Raw genomic sequence first — 15,989 nt, forward strand, 5'->3', positions numbered from 1 at the left:
ATGGCGCACGACGAACAACTCTGGCTCACCCCAAGACTGCAAAAAGCGGCGGCCCTGTGTAACCAGACGCCCGCCGCCAGCGACACACCGCTGTGGCTGGGCGTCGATTTGGGCACCTGCGACGTGGTGTCGATGGTGGTCGACGGCAACGCCCAGCCGGTGGCGGTGTGCCTTGACTGGGCCGACGTTGTGCGTGACGGCATCGTCTGGGATTTCTTCGGCGCCGTCACCCTCGTGCGCCGCCATCTCGACACCCTTGAACAGCAGCTCGGCTGCCGCTTTACCCACGCGGCGACCTCGTTCCCACCGGGCACCGACCCGCGTATTTCGATCAACGTGCTGGAGTCTGCTGGGTTAGAAGTCAGCCACGTACTGGATGAACCGACGGCGGTGGCGGATCTGCTGGCGCTTGATAATGCAGGCGTGGTGGATATTGGCGGCGGCACTACCGGCATTGCCATCGTCAAACAGGGCAAGGTGACTTACTCCGCCGATGAAGCCACTGGCGGGCACCATATCTCCCTGACGCTGGCGGGCAACCGCCGTATTCCCCTAGAAGAGGCGGAACAGTACAAGCGCAGCAATGCGCAGGAGATTTGGCCGGTAGTGAAGCCGGTGTACGAAAAGATGGCGGAGATCGTTGCTCGCCACATTGAAGGGCAAGGAATTGCTGATTTATGGCTGGCGGGCGGTTCCTGTATGCAGCCGGGCGTGGAGGCGTTATTTCGCCAGCGTTTCCCGGAGTTACAGGTGCATTTACCGCAGCACAGCCTGTTTATGACCCCGCTGGCGATAGCTAACAGCGGGAGAGCGAAAGCGGAGGGACTCTATGCAAGCTGAACTACAGACGGCGCTGTTTCAGGCATTCAACACCCTGAATCTGCAACGGGTGAAAACGTTCAGCGTACCGCCGGTCACGCTGTGCGGGCTTGGGGCGCTCGGCGCCTGCGGGCAGGAAGCGCAAGCGCGGGGCGTAAGCCATTTGTTTGTGATGGTCGACAGCTTCCTGCATCAGGCGGGAATGACCGCGCCGCTGGCACGCAGCCTGGCGATGAAAGGCGTGGCGATGACGGTCTGGCCGTGTCCGCCAGGCGAGCCGTGCATCACCGATGTCTGCGCGGCGGTGGCGCAACTGCGTGAGGCGGCGTGCGACGGCGTAGTGGCCTTTGGCGGCGGTTCGGTGTTGGACGCGGCGAAAGCGGTCGCCCTGCTGGTGACTAACCCTGACCAGACGCTGAGCGCCATGACCGAGCGCAGTACATTACGCCCGCGTCTGCCGCTGATTGCGGTGCCGACCACCGCCGGAACCGGTTCAGAAACCACCAACGTGACGGTGATTATCGACGCGGTCAGCGGGCGCAAGCAGGTGCTGGCACACGCGTCACTAATGCCGGATGTGGCGATTCTTGATGCTGCCGTGACCGAAGGCGTTCCGCCAAATGTGACGGCGATGACCGGTATCGATGCGCTGACGCATGCGATTGAGGCCTACAGCGCGCTCAACGCCACGCCGTTTACCGACAGCCTGGCGATTGGCGCGATAGCGATGATTGGCAAATCGCTGCCGAAGGCCGTCGGCTATGGGCAGGATCTGGCGGCGCGTGAAAATATGTTGCTGGCCTCCTGTATGGCGGGAATGGCCTTTTCCAGCGCCGGTCTGGGGCTGTGTCATGCGATGGCGCACCAGCCAGGGGCGGCGCTGCATATTCCGCACGGCCAGGCCAACGCCATGCTGCTGCCGACAGTCATGGGCTTTAACCGGATGGTATGCCGCGAGCGCTTCAGTCAAATCGGTCGGGCGTTAACCAATAAGAAATCGGACGATCGCGATGCGATTGCGGCGGTGTGCGAGCTGATTGCCGAAGTGGGGCAGAGCAAACGGCTGGCTGACGCTGGCGCCAAACCCGAACACTACAGCGCGTGGGCGCAAGCCGCGCTGGAGGATATTTGTCTGCGCAGTAACCCACGCACCGCCACACAGGCACAGATTATCGACCTGTACGCGGCTGCCGGGTAATGCTGTAGGCCGGATAAGGTGCTCGCATCGCCATCCGGCAATAACACGGCGTTAATGCCGGAGGCGACGTAAACGTCTTATCCGGCTTACAAATCAAAAATGACAGGGAGTAGGGGCTATGGGAATTAACGAAATCATCATGTACATCATGATGTTCTTTATGCTGATTGCCGCCGTGGACAGGATCCTGTCGCAGTTCGGCGGGTCGGCGCGCTTCCTCGGTAAATTTGGCAAGAGTATCGAGGAGTCTGGCGGCCAGTTTGAAGAGGGCTTTATGGCGATGGGCGCGTTGGGACTGGCGATGGTTGGTATGACCGCGCTGGCGCCGGTGCTGGCGCATGTACTGGGGCCGGTTATTATCCCGGTATACGAAATGCTGGGCGCGAACCCATCCATGTTCGCGGGTACGCTACTGGCTTGTGATATGGGCGGATTCTTCCTCGCCAAAGAGCTGGCCGGCGGTGATGTCGCGGCGTGGCTATACTCAGGGTTAATACTTGGGTCGATGATGGGGCCGACCATTGTGTTCTCCATTCCGGTGGCGCTCGGCATTATCGAACCGTCTGACCGCCGCTACCTGGCGCTTGGCGTACTGGCGGGTATCGTCACCATTCCCATTGGCTGCATTGCGGGGGGGTTGATCGCCATGTACTCAGGTGTGCAGATCAATGGTCAGCCAGTGGAGTTTACCTTCGCGCTGATCCTGATGAACATGATCCCGGTATTGATCGTCGCGGTGCTGGTAGCGCTGGGGCTGAAGTTCATCCCGGAAAAAATGATCAACGGTTTCCAGATTTTCGCCAAATTTCTGGTGGCGCTGATCACCATCGGTCTGGCGGCTGCGGTGGTTAAATTCCTGTTGGGCTGGGAGTTGATTCCGGGGCTCGACCCGATCTTTATGGCGCCAGGCGACAAACCCGGCGAAGTGATGCGCGCCATTGAAGTGATCGGCTCTATCTCCTGCGTGCTGCTCGGCGCGTATCCGATGGTGCTGTTACTGACCCGCTGGTTTGAAAAACCGTTGATGAATGTCGGTAAGCTGCTGAACGTAAATAATATTGCGGCGGCAGGCATGGTAGCGACCCTGGCGAACAATATCCCCATGTTCGGCATGATGAAGCAGATGGATACCCGCGGCAAAGTGATTAACTGCGCATTTGCCGTCTCTGCGGCGTTCGCGCTGGTCGACCATTTAGGCTTCGCCGCTGCCAACATGAACGCCATGATCTTCCCGATGATTGTCGGCAAGCTGATCGGCGGCGTGACGGCGATTGGCGTGGCGATGATGCTGGTGCCGAAAGATGACGCCGCCCAGGTGAAAACCGAAGCGGAGGCGCAATCGTGAACACTCGCCAGCTACTGAGCGTCGGTATCGATATCGGCACCACCACCACGCAGGTGATCTTCTCGCGCCTGGAGTTGGTTAACCGTGCGGCGGTGTCGCAGGTGCCGCGCTACGAATTCATCAAACGCGACATTAGCTGGCAAAGCCCGGTCTTCTTTACGCCCGTGGATAAGCAGGGCGGTCTGAAAGAGGCAGAACTTAAAGCGCTGATTCTGGCTCAGTATCAGGCCGCAGGCATCGCGCCTGAATCGGTGGACTCAGGGGCTATCATTATCACCGGCGAAAGCGCCAAAACCCGCAACGCCCGTCCGGCGGTCATGGCGCTCTCGCAGTCGCTGGGCGACTTTGTGGTCGCCAGCGCCGGGCCGCATCTGGAATCGGTCATTGCCGGTTACGGCGCCGGGGCGCAAAGCCTGTCTGAGCAGCGGATGTGCCGGGTGCTGAATATTGATATCGGCGGCGGCACGTCTAACTACGCGCTGTTTGACGCGGGAAAAGTCAGCGGCACCGCCTGCCTTAACGTCGGTGGTCGCCTGCTGGAAACCGACGCTCAGGGGCGCGTGGTTTATGCCCATCAGCCGGGGCAGATGATTATCGATGAGGTGTTCGGTTCGGGTACTGATGCTCGCGCCTTAGCTGCCGCACAGTTGGGGCAGGTGGCGCGGCGGATGGCGGATCTCATCGTCGAGGTTATCACTGGCGCGCTCTCGCCGCTGGCGCAATCGCTGATGCAAACCGGGCTGCTGCCCGCCGATATTACGCCGGAGGTGATCACCCTTTCCGGTGGAGTAGGTGAATGCTACCGCAACCAACCTGCCGATCCGTTCTGCTTTTCTGATATCGGGCCGCTGCTGGCGACCGCGCTGCATGAGCACCCGCGTCTGCGCGAGATGAACGTGCAGTTTCCGGCGCAAACCGTACGCGCCACGGTGATTGGCGCGGGGGCCCATACGCTCTCGCTTTCCGGCAGTACTATCTGGCTGGAAGACGTCCAACTGCCGCTGCGCAACCTGCCGGTGGCGATCCCGCAGGATGACGCCGATTTGGTGAACGCCTGGCGGCAGGCGCTTCTCCAGCTTGATCTCGACCCGCAAACCGACGCTTACGTGCTGGCGCTTCCCTCCACGCTTCCGGTGCGTTACGCCGCATTACTCACGGTCATCAACGCGCTGACGGCTTTTGTCGCGCGTTATCCCAATCCACATCCCCTGCTGGTGGTGGCCGAGCAGGATTTTGGTAAAGCGCTGGGCATGTTATTGCGCCCACAGTTACCGCAACTTCCGCTGGCGGTCATCGATGAGGTGGTCGTGCGGGCGGGAGACTATATCGACATTGGTACGCCTCTTTTTGGCGGATCGGTTGTGCCGGTGACGGTGAAATCACTCGCATTTCCTTCCTGAGGGAACGACTTATGAAACTAAAGACCACATTGTTCGGCAATGTTTATCAGTTTAAGGATGTAAAAGAGGTACTGGCTAAAGCCAACGAACTGCGTTCGGGGGATGTGCTGGCCGGGGTTGCCGCGGCAAGTTCGCAGGAGCGCGTAGCGGCAAAACAGGTACTGTCGGAAATGACGGTGGCGGATATCCGCAACAATCCGGTGATTGCCTATGAAGAGGACTGCGTGACGCGCCTGATTCAGGATGACGTCAACGAAACGGCCTATAATCGGATTAAAAACTGGAGCATCAGCGAACTGCGCGAATACGTACTGAGCGATGAAACCTCCGTGGACGACATCGCGTTTACCCGCAAAGGCCTGACCTCCGAAGTGGTGGCGGCAGTGGCGAAAATCTGCTCCAACGCCGACCTGATCTACGGCGGTAAGAAAATGCCGGTGATCAAAAAAGCCAATACCACCATCGGTATTCCGGGCACCTTTAGCTGCCGTTTGCAGCCGAACGATACCCGTGACGATGTGCAGAGTATCGCCGCGCAAATCTACGAAGGGCTTTCTTTCGGCGCAGGCGATGCGGTGATCGGCGTTAACCCGGTGACCGATGACGTGGAGAACCTGACCCGCGTGCTCGACACCGTTTACGGCGTTATCGATAAATTCAATATTCCGACCCAGGGCTGCGTGCTGGCGCACGTCACCACCCAGATTGAAGCGATTCGTCGCGGCGCGCCAGGCGGACTGATTTTCCAGAGCATTTGCGGCAGCGAGAAGGGCTTAAAAGAGTTCGGTGTCGAGCTGGCAATGCTCGACGAAGCGCGGGCAGTGGGGGCGGAGTTCAACCGCATCGCCGGGGAAAACTGCCTGTACTTTGAAACCGGACAGGGCTCGGCGCTGTCGGCTGGTGCGAACTTTGGTGCCGACCAGGTGACGATGGAAGCGCGTAACTACGGGCTGGCTCGCTACTACGATCCGTTCCTGGTGAACACCGTGGTGGGCTTTATCGGGCCGGAGTATCTCTACAACGACAGGCAGATTATCCGCGCCGGTCTCGAAGATCACTTTATGGGCAAGCTGAGCGGCATCTCGATGGGCTGCGACTGCTGCTATACCAACCATGCCGACGCCGACCAGAACCTTAACGAAAACCTGATGATTCTGCTCGCCACTGCCGGCTGTAACTACATCATGGGGATGCCGCTCGGCGACGACATCATGCTCAACTACCAGACTACCGCTTTCCACGATACCGCCACCGTCCGTCAGTTGCTGAATTTACGGCCGTCGCCGGAGTTTGAACGCTGGCTGGAAACGATGGGCATTATGGCAAACGGTCGTCTGACCAAACGGGCGGGCGATCCGTCACTGTTCTTCTGATGACGCGGGGATAACACCATGGATCAAAAACAGATTGAAGAAATTGTACGTAGCGTGATGGCGTCAATGGGACAGGACGTACCGCAGCCCGTCGCGCCGTCAACGCAGGAAGGCGCAAAGCCGCAGTGCGCCGCGCCGACGGTGACCGAAAGCTGCGCGCTGGATTTAGGTTCCGCAGAGGCAAAAGCCTGGATTGGCGTCGAGAATCCGCATCGTGCGGACGTGCTGACCGAACTGCGTCGCAGTACTGCGGCACGCGTCTGTACGGGTCGTGCCGGGCCGCGTCCGCGCACCCAGGCGCTGTTGCGCTTCCTGGCGGATCACTCCCGTTCGAAAGACACCGTGCTCAAAGAAGTGCCGGAAGAGTGGGGCAAAGCGCAAGGGCTGCTGGAAGTACGTTCGGAGATCAGCGACAAAAACCTGTACCTGACGCGCCCGGATATGGGGCGTCGCCTGAGCCCGGAAGCCATTGACGCGCTGAAGTCGCAGTGCGTGATGAACCCGGATGTGCAGGTAGTGGTCTCCGATGGCCTCTCTACGGATGCGATCACCGCCAACTATGAAGAGATCCTGCCGCCGCTGCTTGCCGGTCTGAAGCAGGCCGGGCTGAACGTCGGCACGCCGTTCTTTGTGCGCTATGGCCGCGTGAAGATTGAAGATCAGATTGGCGAAATTCTCGGCGCGAAGGTCGTCATCCTGCTGGTGGGCGAACGTCCGGGGCTGGGGCAGTCGGAAAGCCTCTCCTGCTACGCCGTCTATTCCCCGCGCGTGGCGACCACCGTCGAGGCCGACAGAACCTGTATTTCAAACATTCATCAGGGGGGGACGCCGCCAGTAGAAGCTGCCGCCGTGATTGTGGATTTGGCCAAACGGATGCTGGAGCAGAAAGCGTCCGGCATCAACATGACCCGTTAAGGAGACATCATGCCTGCATTAGATTTGATTCGACCTTCAGTGACTGCCATGCGCGTGATTGCCTCCGTGAATGACGGCTTTGCGCGGGAACTTAAATTACCGCCACATATACGTAGTCTCGGACTCATCACGGCAGATTCTGATGATGTGACCTATATTGCCGCTGACGAAGCGACCAAACAGGCGATGGTGGAAGTAGTCTATGGCCGCTCCCTCTATGCCGGGGCGGCTCACGGGCCGTCGCCTACCGCCGGTGAAGTGTTGATTATGCTGGGCGGACCGAACCCGGCGGAAGTGCGCGCCGGTCTGGATGCGATGGTCGCCAGTATTGAAAACGGCGCGGCGTTCCAGTGGGCGAACGATGCGGAAAATACCGCGTTCCTGGCGCATGTGGTTTCGCGTACCGGCTCGTACCTCTCGTCTACCGCAGGTATCGCGCTGGGCGATCCAATGGCCTACCTGGTGGCGCCGCCGCTGGAAGCGACATTCGGCATTGACGCGGCGATGAAATCCGCTGACGTTCAACTGGTGACTTACGTGCCGCCGCCGTCGGAAACCAACTATTCGGCCGCGTTTTTAACGGGAAGCCAGGCCGCGTGTAAAGCCGCCTGCAACGCCTTTACCGACGCCGTGCTGGATATCGCCCGTAACCCTGTCCAGCGTGCGTAACGGAGGCTGCCAATGATCAATGCCCTGGGATTACTGGAAGTGGACGGAATGGTCGCCGCCGTCGATGCGGCGGATGCCATGCTGAAAGCGGCCAACGTGCGTTTGCTCAGTCACCAAGTGCTCGACCCTGGCAGGCTCACGCTGGTGGTGGAGGGCGATCTGGCGGCGTGTCGTGCGGCGCTAGATGCCGGAAGCGCCGCCGCGCAGCACACAGGCCGTGTGATTAGTCGCAAAGAAATTGGTCGTCCGGAAGAGGACACCCAGTGGCTGATTGGCGGGTTTGCGCGTGCGACAACGCCGACTGAGAAAGCGCCCCAGGTACCCGCAACGCCTGAGTTCGCTGAAGCGTTACTGGCGCTGCTGGCATCAGTACGCCAGGGAATGACGGCGGGAGAGGTGGCCGCGCATTTTGGCTGGCCGCTGGAGCAGGCCAGAAACGTGCTGGAACAACTCTTTTCTGACGGAGCGTTGCGTAAACGCAGTAGTCGCTATCGCATCAAAAATTAATCTGTCGGAGGGCCGGGCGTCCTGGCGGGCGTCCGGCATAGAAGATCATGAAAAAGACCCGTACAGCGAATTTGCACCATCTTTATCATGAAGCGTTACCCGAAGACGTTAAACTTACGCCCAGAGTCGAGGTGGACAATGTTCATCAGCGACGGACGACGGATGTCTATGAACATGCTCTGACTATCACCGCCTGGCAGCAGATCTACGATCAGTTACACCTGGGTAAATTTCATGGCGAGTTCACGGAAATCCTGCTTGATGAGATTCAGGTGTTCCGTGAATACACCGGCCTGGCGCTGCGTCAGTCGTGTCTGGTTTGGCCAAACTCTTTCTGGTTTGGTATTCCGGCGACGCGCGGCGAACAGGGATTTATTGGCGCGCAGGGGCTCGGCAGCGCCGAGATTGCCACCCGACCGGGAGGCACCGAGTTTGAACTGAGCACGCCGGATGATTACACCATTCTGGGCGTCGTTATCTCGGAAGATGTTATTTCCCGTCAGGCCACGTTTTTGCATAACCCGGAAAGGGTGCTGCATATGCTGCGTAACCAGTTAGCGCTGGAGGTAAAAGAACAGCATAAAGCGGCGCTGTGGGGCTTTGTGCAGCAGGCGCTGGCCACCTTTAGCGAGAGTCCTGAAACCCTGCATCAACCTGCGGTGCGTAAGGTCTTGAGTGATAATTTGTTGCTGGCGATGGGCACGATGCTGGAAGAGGCGAAGCCGATTCATAGCGCCGAAAGCATCAGCCATCAGGGATATCGTAGGCTACTGTCGCGGGCGCGGGAATATGTGCTGGAAAATATGTCGGAGCCGCTGACGGTGCTCGACTTATGTAACCAGCTACACGTAAGCCGTCGCACGCTGCAAAATGCGTTTCACGCCATTTTGGGCATTGGCCCCAATGCGTGGCTGAAACGTATTCGCCTCAATGCAGTGCGCCGGGAGTTGATTAGCCCGTGGTCGCAGAGCACCACGGTCAGAGATGCCGCGATGCAGTGGGGATTCTGGCATCTGGGGCAGTTTGCCACCGATTATCAGCAATTATTTGCCGAAAAACCGTCGTTGACGCTGCATCAACGGATGCGGCAATGGGCTTGATATTGATGGGTAGGCTCTCCGGTTGCTGATAACGTGCGCGTGTCGGGAATTGCCCGGTGGCGGCTGGCGCCTTACCGGGCCTACGGATTCGCTGCTGTTTGTGGTTGGTAGCCCGGACAAGGCGCGCCAGCGCCGCCTCCGGGGAAGCGCGCGCACAACGTGCAAAACAGTTTTGTCATCAGATCATGAGGATGAGCGTTTATGTTTGCTGATAAGACGTTGCCGTTGTTTGGCAGGAGGGGCAGATAAACCCGTAAAGCATTCCTTCCGCATATTCCTCTTCCTCGATATCTTCATAGCTTAGCTGCGCAAGAAACATCATCGTTTGCGCGCACGTTGGGCACGTGGGATAGTCTGTATCCTGAACCCATGCGGGATGGCCGCCGAGCTGTGAGAAGGTGGTGGGTAAAAATATTTCAGCAGCGAATAGCGGCAAACGGGATTCCCCGGGGTGCAGAACATCAAGCGGTAGCGTTATCCAGTCAGAGGAATTCTCCACCGCCAGCGTCGAGAGCGCATTTTTTTCGTACCATCGCGGCTGGCCTTGTGGATCGACGGTGGCGAAAACGGTGTTATATGCCGTACAACACTGACAGGTCAGAATACGAATTTGACCGGGCCAACCCTGCGTGCTTAGGCCGACGGCGCTCGGCGCAACCTCAAACAGATTGATTAGCGGCAGGGAACAGTGTGGGCAGTTTTCACCATATTCTGCAACGGCGCGAAAAACGGCCGGCTGTTCAGGTGCCTGTTTTACCAGATGGGTACATTGCGTAAAGTAAAGATCGCGCCTGCGGCCATTTTCAGTGAGCTCCCATCCCGCCTGGTGAGCATAGCGATGAGGGAGGATATGAAGTGAAGCACTCCACGCAGGTGGTTCCTGGCGCCAGCGGTTAAAATGCTCAACGACAACCTCATCGCCAATCCAGGCCAGGGCGCAAAGAATGCCATCACGGTTTTCGTCATCGGTTTCAACCTTCTGCAAAAGCGCGTCGCGTACGTCAGGCGGCGCACGGTGAAAAGGTAGGGGTGAAGAGAGCTCCAGTTCCTCTTCATTTATTACTTGGCGCAGGAAATTATCCAGATTGGCCTGGGTAAATGCCGCCAGGCACAGCGCAATTTCCTGAGCTTCCTCCTGCCATCCGGAATCAAATAATTCTTCTGCATAATCGACCATGTCGCGGCTTTCATCATCGGAGAGCTTTTTGTAAAGCTCATCGGTCGGAATGGGGCAGGGAATCCACTCGATTAACGGATCGTGTTCCCGGGGTTCATGAACGAGTTTAAGCATTTCAACAGGGTTGGTAATGCCACTGAACGCGTCGATCGTTTTTCTGTTTTTCCGGATATATTCTTCCTGCTCTTGCCGATAGCGCGCCTGGACGCAGGGCATGCAATAGCCCTCCGTGCGGGCAGCCGTTGCTGGCAGGATGAAATGTGAGCATTGCGGGTTTTTACAAGGAATACGCTCGTCCATGCGGTAGTGCTCCACTGCAAATTCTACGAGTGTTTACTGTACTGTTTTACTAATGATAACGGCAGCGGGCGGTTATCCGAATTCTTTATCTACAATGAACTCGTTTATTTCTACGAGCCTGCTTTTATTCAACGGCCAACCGGATAGGCGATAAACAAACCGGCTATCGTCAAAATACATGCCAGTAGGCATAGCAAGATGCAGTTAACGCTTTTACGCGGAATATGAATAATAAAGCAGAGTAATGCTATCAGGGCCATGACCACAGGGATGGTCACCATATTGATAACCAGAAGCACGATCAGACCGAAGCTCACCCCTCCGCTATGAGGGATGAATATTCTTTCTTCAAAATATATTTCTAGCGTAATGGCAAGCAGGCAGCCAATAAAACTTATACCCAGATGGGGATGCCATTTGGCGTCACTGGTTACTACTTTCCGTGTATTTGTTTGCATTGTTTTACTTTATAAATAAGTTAAATCCAGTCGCGTACCTGAATAAACTCGCTCAGCGCCGCTTCCGGGCTACCCGCTTCCGGCTGCCAGTCGTACTCCCAGCGCACCAGCGGCGGCATCGACATCAGGATAGATTCAGTGCGCCCGCCGGTTTGCAGACCAAACAGGGTGCCTCTGTCCCATACCAGATTGAACTCCACGTAGCGACCGCGGCGATAAAGTTGAAAATTACGCTCCCGCTCTCCCCAGACCATCGCTTTGCGTCGTTCGACAATCGGTAAATACGCCTCGGTGTAGCCGTTACCGACCGCCTGCATAAAAGCAAAACAGTGGTCGAAATCCGGCGTATTCAAATCGTCAAAAAACAGGCCGCCGATACCGCGCTGCTCGTTACGATGCTTGAGGAAAAAGTAGTCATCGCACCACTTTTTATAGCGCGGATACACATCGTCGCCAAACGGCTGGCACAGGTCGCGGGCGGTGCGGTGCCAGTGAACGGCATCCTCTTCAAAGCCGTAGTAGGGCGTTAAATCGAACCCGCCGCCAAACCACCACACCGGATCGGCGCCCGGTTTTTCGGCAATAAAAAAGCGCACGTTAGCATGGCTGGTGGGAATATACGGATTGTGCGGATGCACCACCAGCGATACGCCCATCGCTTCAAAACTACGCCCGGCCAGTTCTGGCCGATGTGCGGTGGCGGACGCGGGCATTGCATCGCCGTGAACGTGAGAGAAATTAACGCCCGCCTGTTCGAAAATTCCGCCGTTGCGTAATACCCGGCTGCGTCCGCCGCCGCCCGCTTCGCGTCGCCAGCTATCTTCGATAAAGTTTGCGCCATCCACAGCGGATAACGTTTGGCAAATATCATCCTGCAGGCGTAGCAGAAACTGTTTTACGTGATGTGCATCGGGTTTCATGATTACCGTTTCTTCGTGTGTGCTTTCTGATTATCAAACCAGTGAAAATAACTGATGATGCCGTTGGCGATCGCCGTAGCGATTTTCTGGCGAAACGCCGTCGTGCCCAGCAGGCGTTCTTCTTCCGGATTGGTAATAAACGAGGTTTCGACCAGTACCGACGGAATTGACGGTGATTTTAGCACCACGAAAGCCGCTTGTTCGGTAGTGCGGCTGTGTAATTTATGTATGGGTTTGATTTTCTTGAGAATATGCGAACCCAGCGTCAGACTGTTTTTAATCGTATCGGTTTGCACCAGATCAAACAAAACTTGTTGTAATAGATGATCCCGGTCAGTGGCTTTTTTACCCGCCACTTCGTCCGCGCGGTTTTCACGCTCGGAGAGATACTTCGCCATGGCGCTACTGGCCCCGCGGTTGGAAAGCGCAAAAACGGAAGCGCCCGCCGCTTTCGGATTGGTAAAACCATCGGCATGAATAGACATAAACAGATCCGCGCCGTGCTTATGGGCGATTTCCACCCGATCGTACAGCGGAATAAAGGTATCCCCTGTCCGGGTTAAACGCGCATCGATTCCGTGATTTCGCAAAATAGCGCGTACGTTTTTGGCAATTGCCAGTACGACGTGTTTTTCCTGAGAACCGTTGCGGCCAATCGCGCCGGTATCGATGCCGCCGTGTCCGGGGTCGAGCATCACCAACCGTTTACTGCCGGTTTTTTTGGTTTTGGGTTTGCTGTGACCATTACTGGTTTTTAGCGTTTCTTCTTTGGCTATTGCGTGCGACATACCTGACAGCGTCAGGGCCGCCAGACCTGTTTTGAGTACCTGGCGGCGCGATGTGAGAGTTTTTAGGAGTTTAAAAGTGCTCATACGGCCTGAGTTGTGAAAATTAAGTTCAAGATGTTATATCGTATCGCGTAATCCGTTACGACGGTTGGTGATGAGAATTGTTTTACTTTTCATTTCAATACGTGACACATCGCCATTATGCCATTTTTTCCGCTACATCGCGTCAGATATTGGCTGAATCAGATGTTTGCGCCATAATCTTGGTTTTTCCACCCGAAAAGGCAACGAATACCATGGAAATACGCGTTTTTCGCCAGGAAGATTTCGAAGAGGTGATTACCCTCTGGGAGCGTTGCGACCTGCTGCGTCCATGGAACGATCCTGAAATGGATATTGAACGCAAGGTGAATCACGATGTCAGCTTGTTCCTCGTTGCGGAAGTTAGCGGCGAAGTCGTCGGTACGGTAATGGGCGGTTATGACGGGCATCGCGGCTCGGCGTATTACCTGGGCGTTCACCCGGAGTTCCGCGGGCGCGGCATTGCGAATGCGCTGCTTAACCGGCTGGAAAAAAAACTCATCGCCCGCGGGTGTCCGAAAATCCAAATTATGGTGCGTGATGATAACGACGTTGTGCTGGGCATGTATGAACGTCTGGGGTATGAGCATTCTGACGCCCTAAGTTTGGGTAAACGCCTGATTGAAGATGAAGAGTACTGAGTTTCATCCAGCCGATTATGATGTACACGGATGTTTACGCCTGCCGTTTCTGTTCTGGTGCGTACTGCTACTTCAGGCGCGCGCCTGGGTACTCTTTGTCATTGCCGGTTCATCCCGTGGACAGGGTAATACTTTGTTAAACTTTTTTTATCCCGACCATGATAATTTTTGGCTGGGGCTGTTGCCCGGCGTTCCGGCGGTAGTGGCGTTTTTACTCAGCGGGCGGCGTGAAGCGGTTCCTGGTGTGTGGCGCTGGCTGCGCGGACTCCTGATCCTCGCTCAACTGGTGTCGTTGTGCTGGCTGCCGGTGATGTGGCTGGGTGGCGACCCGGTCAACGGCGTCGGGCTGGCGCTGCTGCTGGCGGACATCGTCGCGCTGATCTGGCTGTTAACCAATCAACGTTTGCGTGCCTGTTTTTCCCTTGAGAAAGAATAACGGCACTTTTTGGCGAACCCGTACTCCAACCAACGTTAATTAATAAAAGAAAGGAAGTGAGATGAAATCGCTGCGTTTGACTTTACTCGCACTGCCGCTGGCGCTGACCGGCTGCTCGACGCTCTCCTCGGTCAACTGGTCTGCCGCAAATCCATGGAACTGGTTTGGTTCCTCGACAGAAGTCACTGAGCAAGGCGTGGGAGCGCTGACCGCCGCCACGCCGCTGGAAGAGCCGGCTATTGCAGAGGCATTAGATGGCGATTATCGCCTGCGTAGCGGTATGAAAACCGATAACGGCAACGTGGTGCGCTTTTTCGAAGCGATGAAGGGCGACAGCGTCGCGATGGTGATCAACGGCGAGCAGGGAACCGTGAGCCGTATTGATGTGCTGGACAGCGATATCCCAACCGCCGCGGGGGGCAAAATCGGTACGCCGTTTAGCGACCTTTACAGCAAAGCGTTTGGTCACTGCGAGCCGGTTTCCAGCGATAGCCATACCAGCGTCGAATGTAAAGCCGAGGGAAGTCAGCATATTAGCTATGTTTTCTCCGGCGAGTGGAGCGGACCGGAAGGCTTAATGCCTCCTGATGACGTCTTAAAAAACTGGGACGTGCGCAAAATTATCTGGCGTCGTTAATTTGCGCCTGAACAAACCGCTTCGCTTAAAAACAAGGTAAAATAACCTCCATTAATGCCACGACTGCGTGGCATTCTCATTTTCAGGAGGAATCATGTCTCAGGTTCAAAGTGGCATTTTGCCGGAACATTGCCGTGCGGCAATTTGGATTGAAGCCAATGTAAAAGGCGACCTGGACGCCCTGCGCGCGGCCAGCAGAACATTTGCCGATAAACTGGCGACCTTCGAAGTCAAATTTCCGGACGCCCATCTTGGGGCCGTTGTGGCGTTTGGCAACAATACCTGGCGTGCCCTGAGTGGCGGCGTCGGGGCGGAAGAACTGAAAGATTTTATTCCTTATGGTAAAGGGCTGGCGCCAGCCACGCAGTATGACGTGCTGATCCATATCCTTTCCCTGCGCCACGATGTGAATTTTTCTGTTGCTCAGGCGGCGATGGAAGCCTTCGGCGACTGTATCGACGTGAAAGAAGAAGTTCACGGCTTCCGTTGGGTGGAAGAACGCGATCTGAGCGGCTTTGTCGACGGGACAGAGAACCCGGCGGGCGAAGAGACGCGTCGTGAAGTGGCGGTGATCAAAGATGGCGTGGATGCCGGCGGCAGTTATGTGTTCGTGCAGCGTTGGGAACACAATCTCAAGCAACTTAACCGGATGAGTATTCACGATCAGGAGATGATGATCGGGCGTACCAAAGAAGCCAATGAAGAGATTGACGGCGATGCGCGTCCGGCAACATCTCACCTGAGCCGCGTCGATCTCAAAGAAGATGGCAAAGGGCTGAAGATTGTGCGTCAGAGCCTGCCATACGGCACCGCCAGCGGTACTCATGGTCTCTATTTCTGCGCTTACTGCGCACGCCTGCACAATATCGAACAGCAGCTTCTGAGTATGTTCGGCGATACCGACGGTAAACGCGACGCAATGCTGCGCTTCACCAAACCGGTGACTGGCGGCTACTATTTTGCGCCGTCGCTGGATCGCCTGTTAGCGCTATAAGTAAAACCCTGTCGGATGGCAGCGCAAACGCTTTATTCGACCTACGATTGGTAGGCCTGACAAGCGCCGCGCCATCAGGCAGAACAGCATAAAAATGCCCATCCCCGCCTCCGCGGGGATTTTTTTACCTAATATTTACCTGAATTAGTGAGCTATTCCTCAGCACTTATTTGTTATTACTGTATTTTCAGTGTTAATGGAGTGTAAGACTCCATATTCAAAAGGAGACAT

General features: G+C 56.5%; 17 protein-coding genes. 13 read left to right on the forward strand and 4 right to left on the reverse strand.

Annotated features, from left to right (window positions below; all coding sequences use genetic code 11):
• The 9 genes from eutJ (at position 1) to eutR (ending at position 9,326) form a co-directional block, all read left to right on the forward strand.
• Positions 1 to 840 (forward strand): ethanolamine utilization protein EutJ, encoded by an 840-nt coding sequence (gene eutJ, locus AAYN39_RS13630; RefSeq protein ID WP_000929675.1) that lies wholly within the window; start codon positions 1 to 3, stop codon positions 838 to 840.
• The gene (eutG, locus tag AAYN39_RS13635) at positions 830 to 2,017 is read left to right on the forward strand and encodes an ethanolamine utilization ethanol dehydrogenase EutG (RefSeq protein ID WP_001147519.1); all 1,188 of its coding nucleotides are present in this window, start codon (positions 830 to 832) and stop codon (positions 2,015 to 2,017) included. Before eutJ ends, eutG begins: the two co-directional genes overlap by 11 nt.
• A gap of 118 nt (positions 2,018 to 2,135) precedes the next feature.
• On the forward strand, positions 2,136 to 3,362 hold the full coding sequence (gene eutH / locus AAYN39_RS13640) for an ethanolamine utilization protein EutH (protein ID WP_000512341.1): 1,227 nt from the start codon (positions 2,136 to 2,138) through the stop codon (positions 3,360 to 3,362).
• Positions 3,359 to 4,762 (forward strand): ethanolamine ammonia-lyase reactivating factor EutA, encoded by a 1,404-nt coding sequence (gene eutA, locus AAYN39_RS13645; protein WP_001097523.1) that lies wholly within the window; start codon positions 3,359 to 3,361, stop codon positions 4,760 to 4,762. Before eutH ends, eutA begins: the two co-directional genes overlap by 4 nt.
• 11 nt (positions 4,763 to 4,773) lie before the next feature.
• The gene (gene eutB / locus AAYN39_RS13650) at positions 4,774 to 6,135 is read left to right on the forward strand and encodes an ethanolamine ammonia-lyase subunit alpha (protein ID WP_000769994.1); all 1,362 of its coding nucleotides are present in this window, start codon (positions 4,774 to 4,776) and stop codon (positions 6,133 to 6,135) included.
• An 18-nt stretch (positions 6,136 to 6,153) separates the two neighbouring features.
• Positions 6,154 to 7,050, forward strand: coding sequence for an ethanolamine ammonia-lyase subunit EutC (eutC, locus tag AAYN39_RS13655; protein WP_000372351.1), 897 nt, complete (start codon positions 6,154 to 6,156; stop codon positions 7,048 to 7,050).
• A gap of 9 nt (positions 7,051 to 7,059) precedes the next feature.
• The gene (gene eutL, locus AAYN39_RS13660) at positions 7,060 to 7,719 is read left to right on the forward strand and encodes an ethanolamine utilization microcompartment protein EutL (protein ID WP_001111056.1); all 660 of its coding nucleotides are present in this window, start codon (positions 7,060 to 7,062) and stop codon (positions 7,717 to 7,719) included.
• A gap of 12 nt (positions 7,720 to 7,731) precedes the next feature.
• Positions 7,732 to 8,226: an ethanolamine utilization microcompartment protein EutK gene (eutK, locus tag AAYN39_RS13665; protein WP_000606260.1), complete on the forward strand. Its 495-nt coding sequence runs from the start codon at positions 7,732 to 7,734 to the stop codon at positions 8,224 to 8,226.
• A gap of 47 nt (positions 8,227 to 8,273) precedes the next feature.
• Positions 8,274 to 9,326: an HTH-type transcriptional regulator EutR gene (gene eutR, locus AAYN39_RS13670; RefSeq protein ID WP_000753659.1), complete on the forward strand. Its 1,053-nt coding sequence runs from the start codon at positions 8,274 to 8,276 to the stop codon at positions 9,324 to 9,326.
• Between the two features lie 199 nt (positions 9,327 to 9,525).
• Here the strand turns inward: eutR and AAYN39_RS13675 are convergent, their stop codons facing one another.
• From AAYN39_RS13675 to amiA, 4 genes are all read right to left on the reverse strand, one after another.
• Positions 9,526 to 10,803 (reverse strand): DUF1963 domain-containing protein, encoded by a 1,278-nt coding sequence (locus AAYN39_RS13675; RefSeq protein ID WP_000344436.1) that lies wholly within the window; start codon positions 10,801 to 10,803, stop codon positions 9,526 to 9,528.
• Between the two features lie 128 nt (positions 10,804 to 10,931).
• A complete protein-coding gene (locus AAYN39_RS13680) occupies positions 10,932 to 11,261 on the reverse strand; it encodes a hypothetical protein (RefSeq protein ID WP_001194343.1) in 330 nt (109 codons plus the stop codon).
• Between the two features lie 20 nt (positions 11,262 to 11,281).
• Positions 11,282 to 12,181, reverse strand: coding sequence for an oxygen-dependent coproporphyrinogen oxidase (gene hemF, locus AAYN39_RS13685; RefSeq protein ID WP_000801336.1), 900 nt, complete (start codon positions 12,179 to 12,181; stop codon positions 11,282 to 11,284).
• A gap of 2 nt (positions 12,182 to 12,183) precedes the next feature.
• Positions 12,184 to 13,053, reverse strand: a complete 870-nt coding sequence (gene amiA, locus AAYN39_RS13690) for an N-acetylmuramoyl-L-alanine amidase AmiA (protein WP_000102880.1) — start codon at positions 13,051 to 13,053, stop codon at positions 12,184 to 12,186.
• Positions 13,054 to 13,265: 212 nt separating this feature from the next.
• Here amiA and AAYN39_RS13695 point away from each other — a divergent pair, with 212 nt between their 5' ends.
• The 4 genes from AAYN39_RS13695 (at position 13,266) to yfeX (ending at position 15,758) form a co-directional block, all read left to right on the forward strand.
• Complete coding sequence (locus AAYN39_RS13695; protein ID WP_000406008.1) at positions 13,266 to 13,691, forward strand: GNAT family acetyltransferase; 426 nt, start codon at positions 13,266 to 13,268, stop codon at positions 13,689 to 13,691.
• Positions 13,678 to 14,127, forward strand: a complete 450-nt coding sequence (locus tag AAYN39_RS13700; protein WP_000842927.1) for a DUF2919 domain-containing protein — start codon at positions 13,678 to 13,680, stop codon at positions 14,125 to 14,127. Before AAYN39_RS13695 ends, AAYN39_RS13700 begins: the two co-directional genes overlap by 14 nt.
• A 61-nt stretch (positions 14,128 to 14,188) precedes the next feature.
• Complete coding sequence (locus tag AAYN39_RS13705) at positions 14,189 to 14,764, forward strand: RpoE-regulated lipoprotein (protein WP_000838971.1); 576 nt, start codon at positions 14,189 to 14,191, stop codon at positions 14,762 to 14,764.
• A 94-nt stretch (positions 14,765 to 14,858) separates the two neighbouring features.
• Positions 14,859 to 15,758 carry a porphyrinogen peroxidase gene (yfeX, locus tag AAYN39_RS13710; protein WP_000084583.1) on the forward strand — a complete coding sequence of 300 codons (900 nt, stop codon included), beginning with the start codon at positions 14,859 to 14,861 and terminating at the stop codon, positions 15,756 to 15,758.
• Positions 15,759 to 15,989 lie beyond the last annotated feature (231 nt).

This window comes from Salmonella sp. K21076 (genome assembly GCF_039650795.1).
Lineage (GTDB): Bacteria > Pseudomonadota > Gammaproteobacteria > Enterobacterales > Enterobacteriaceae > Salmonella > Salmonella enterica.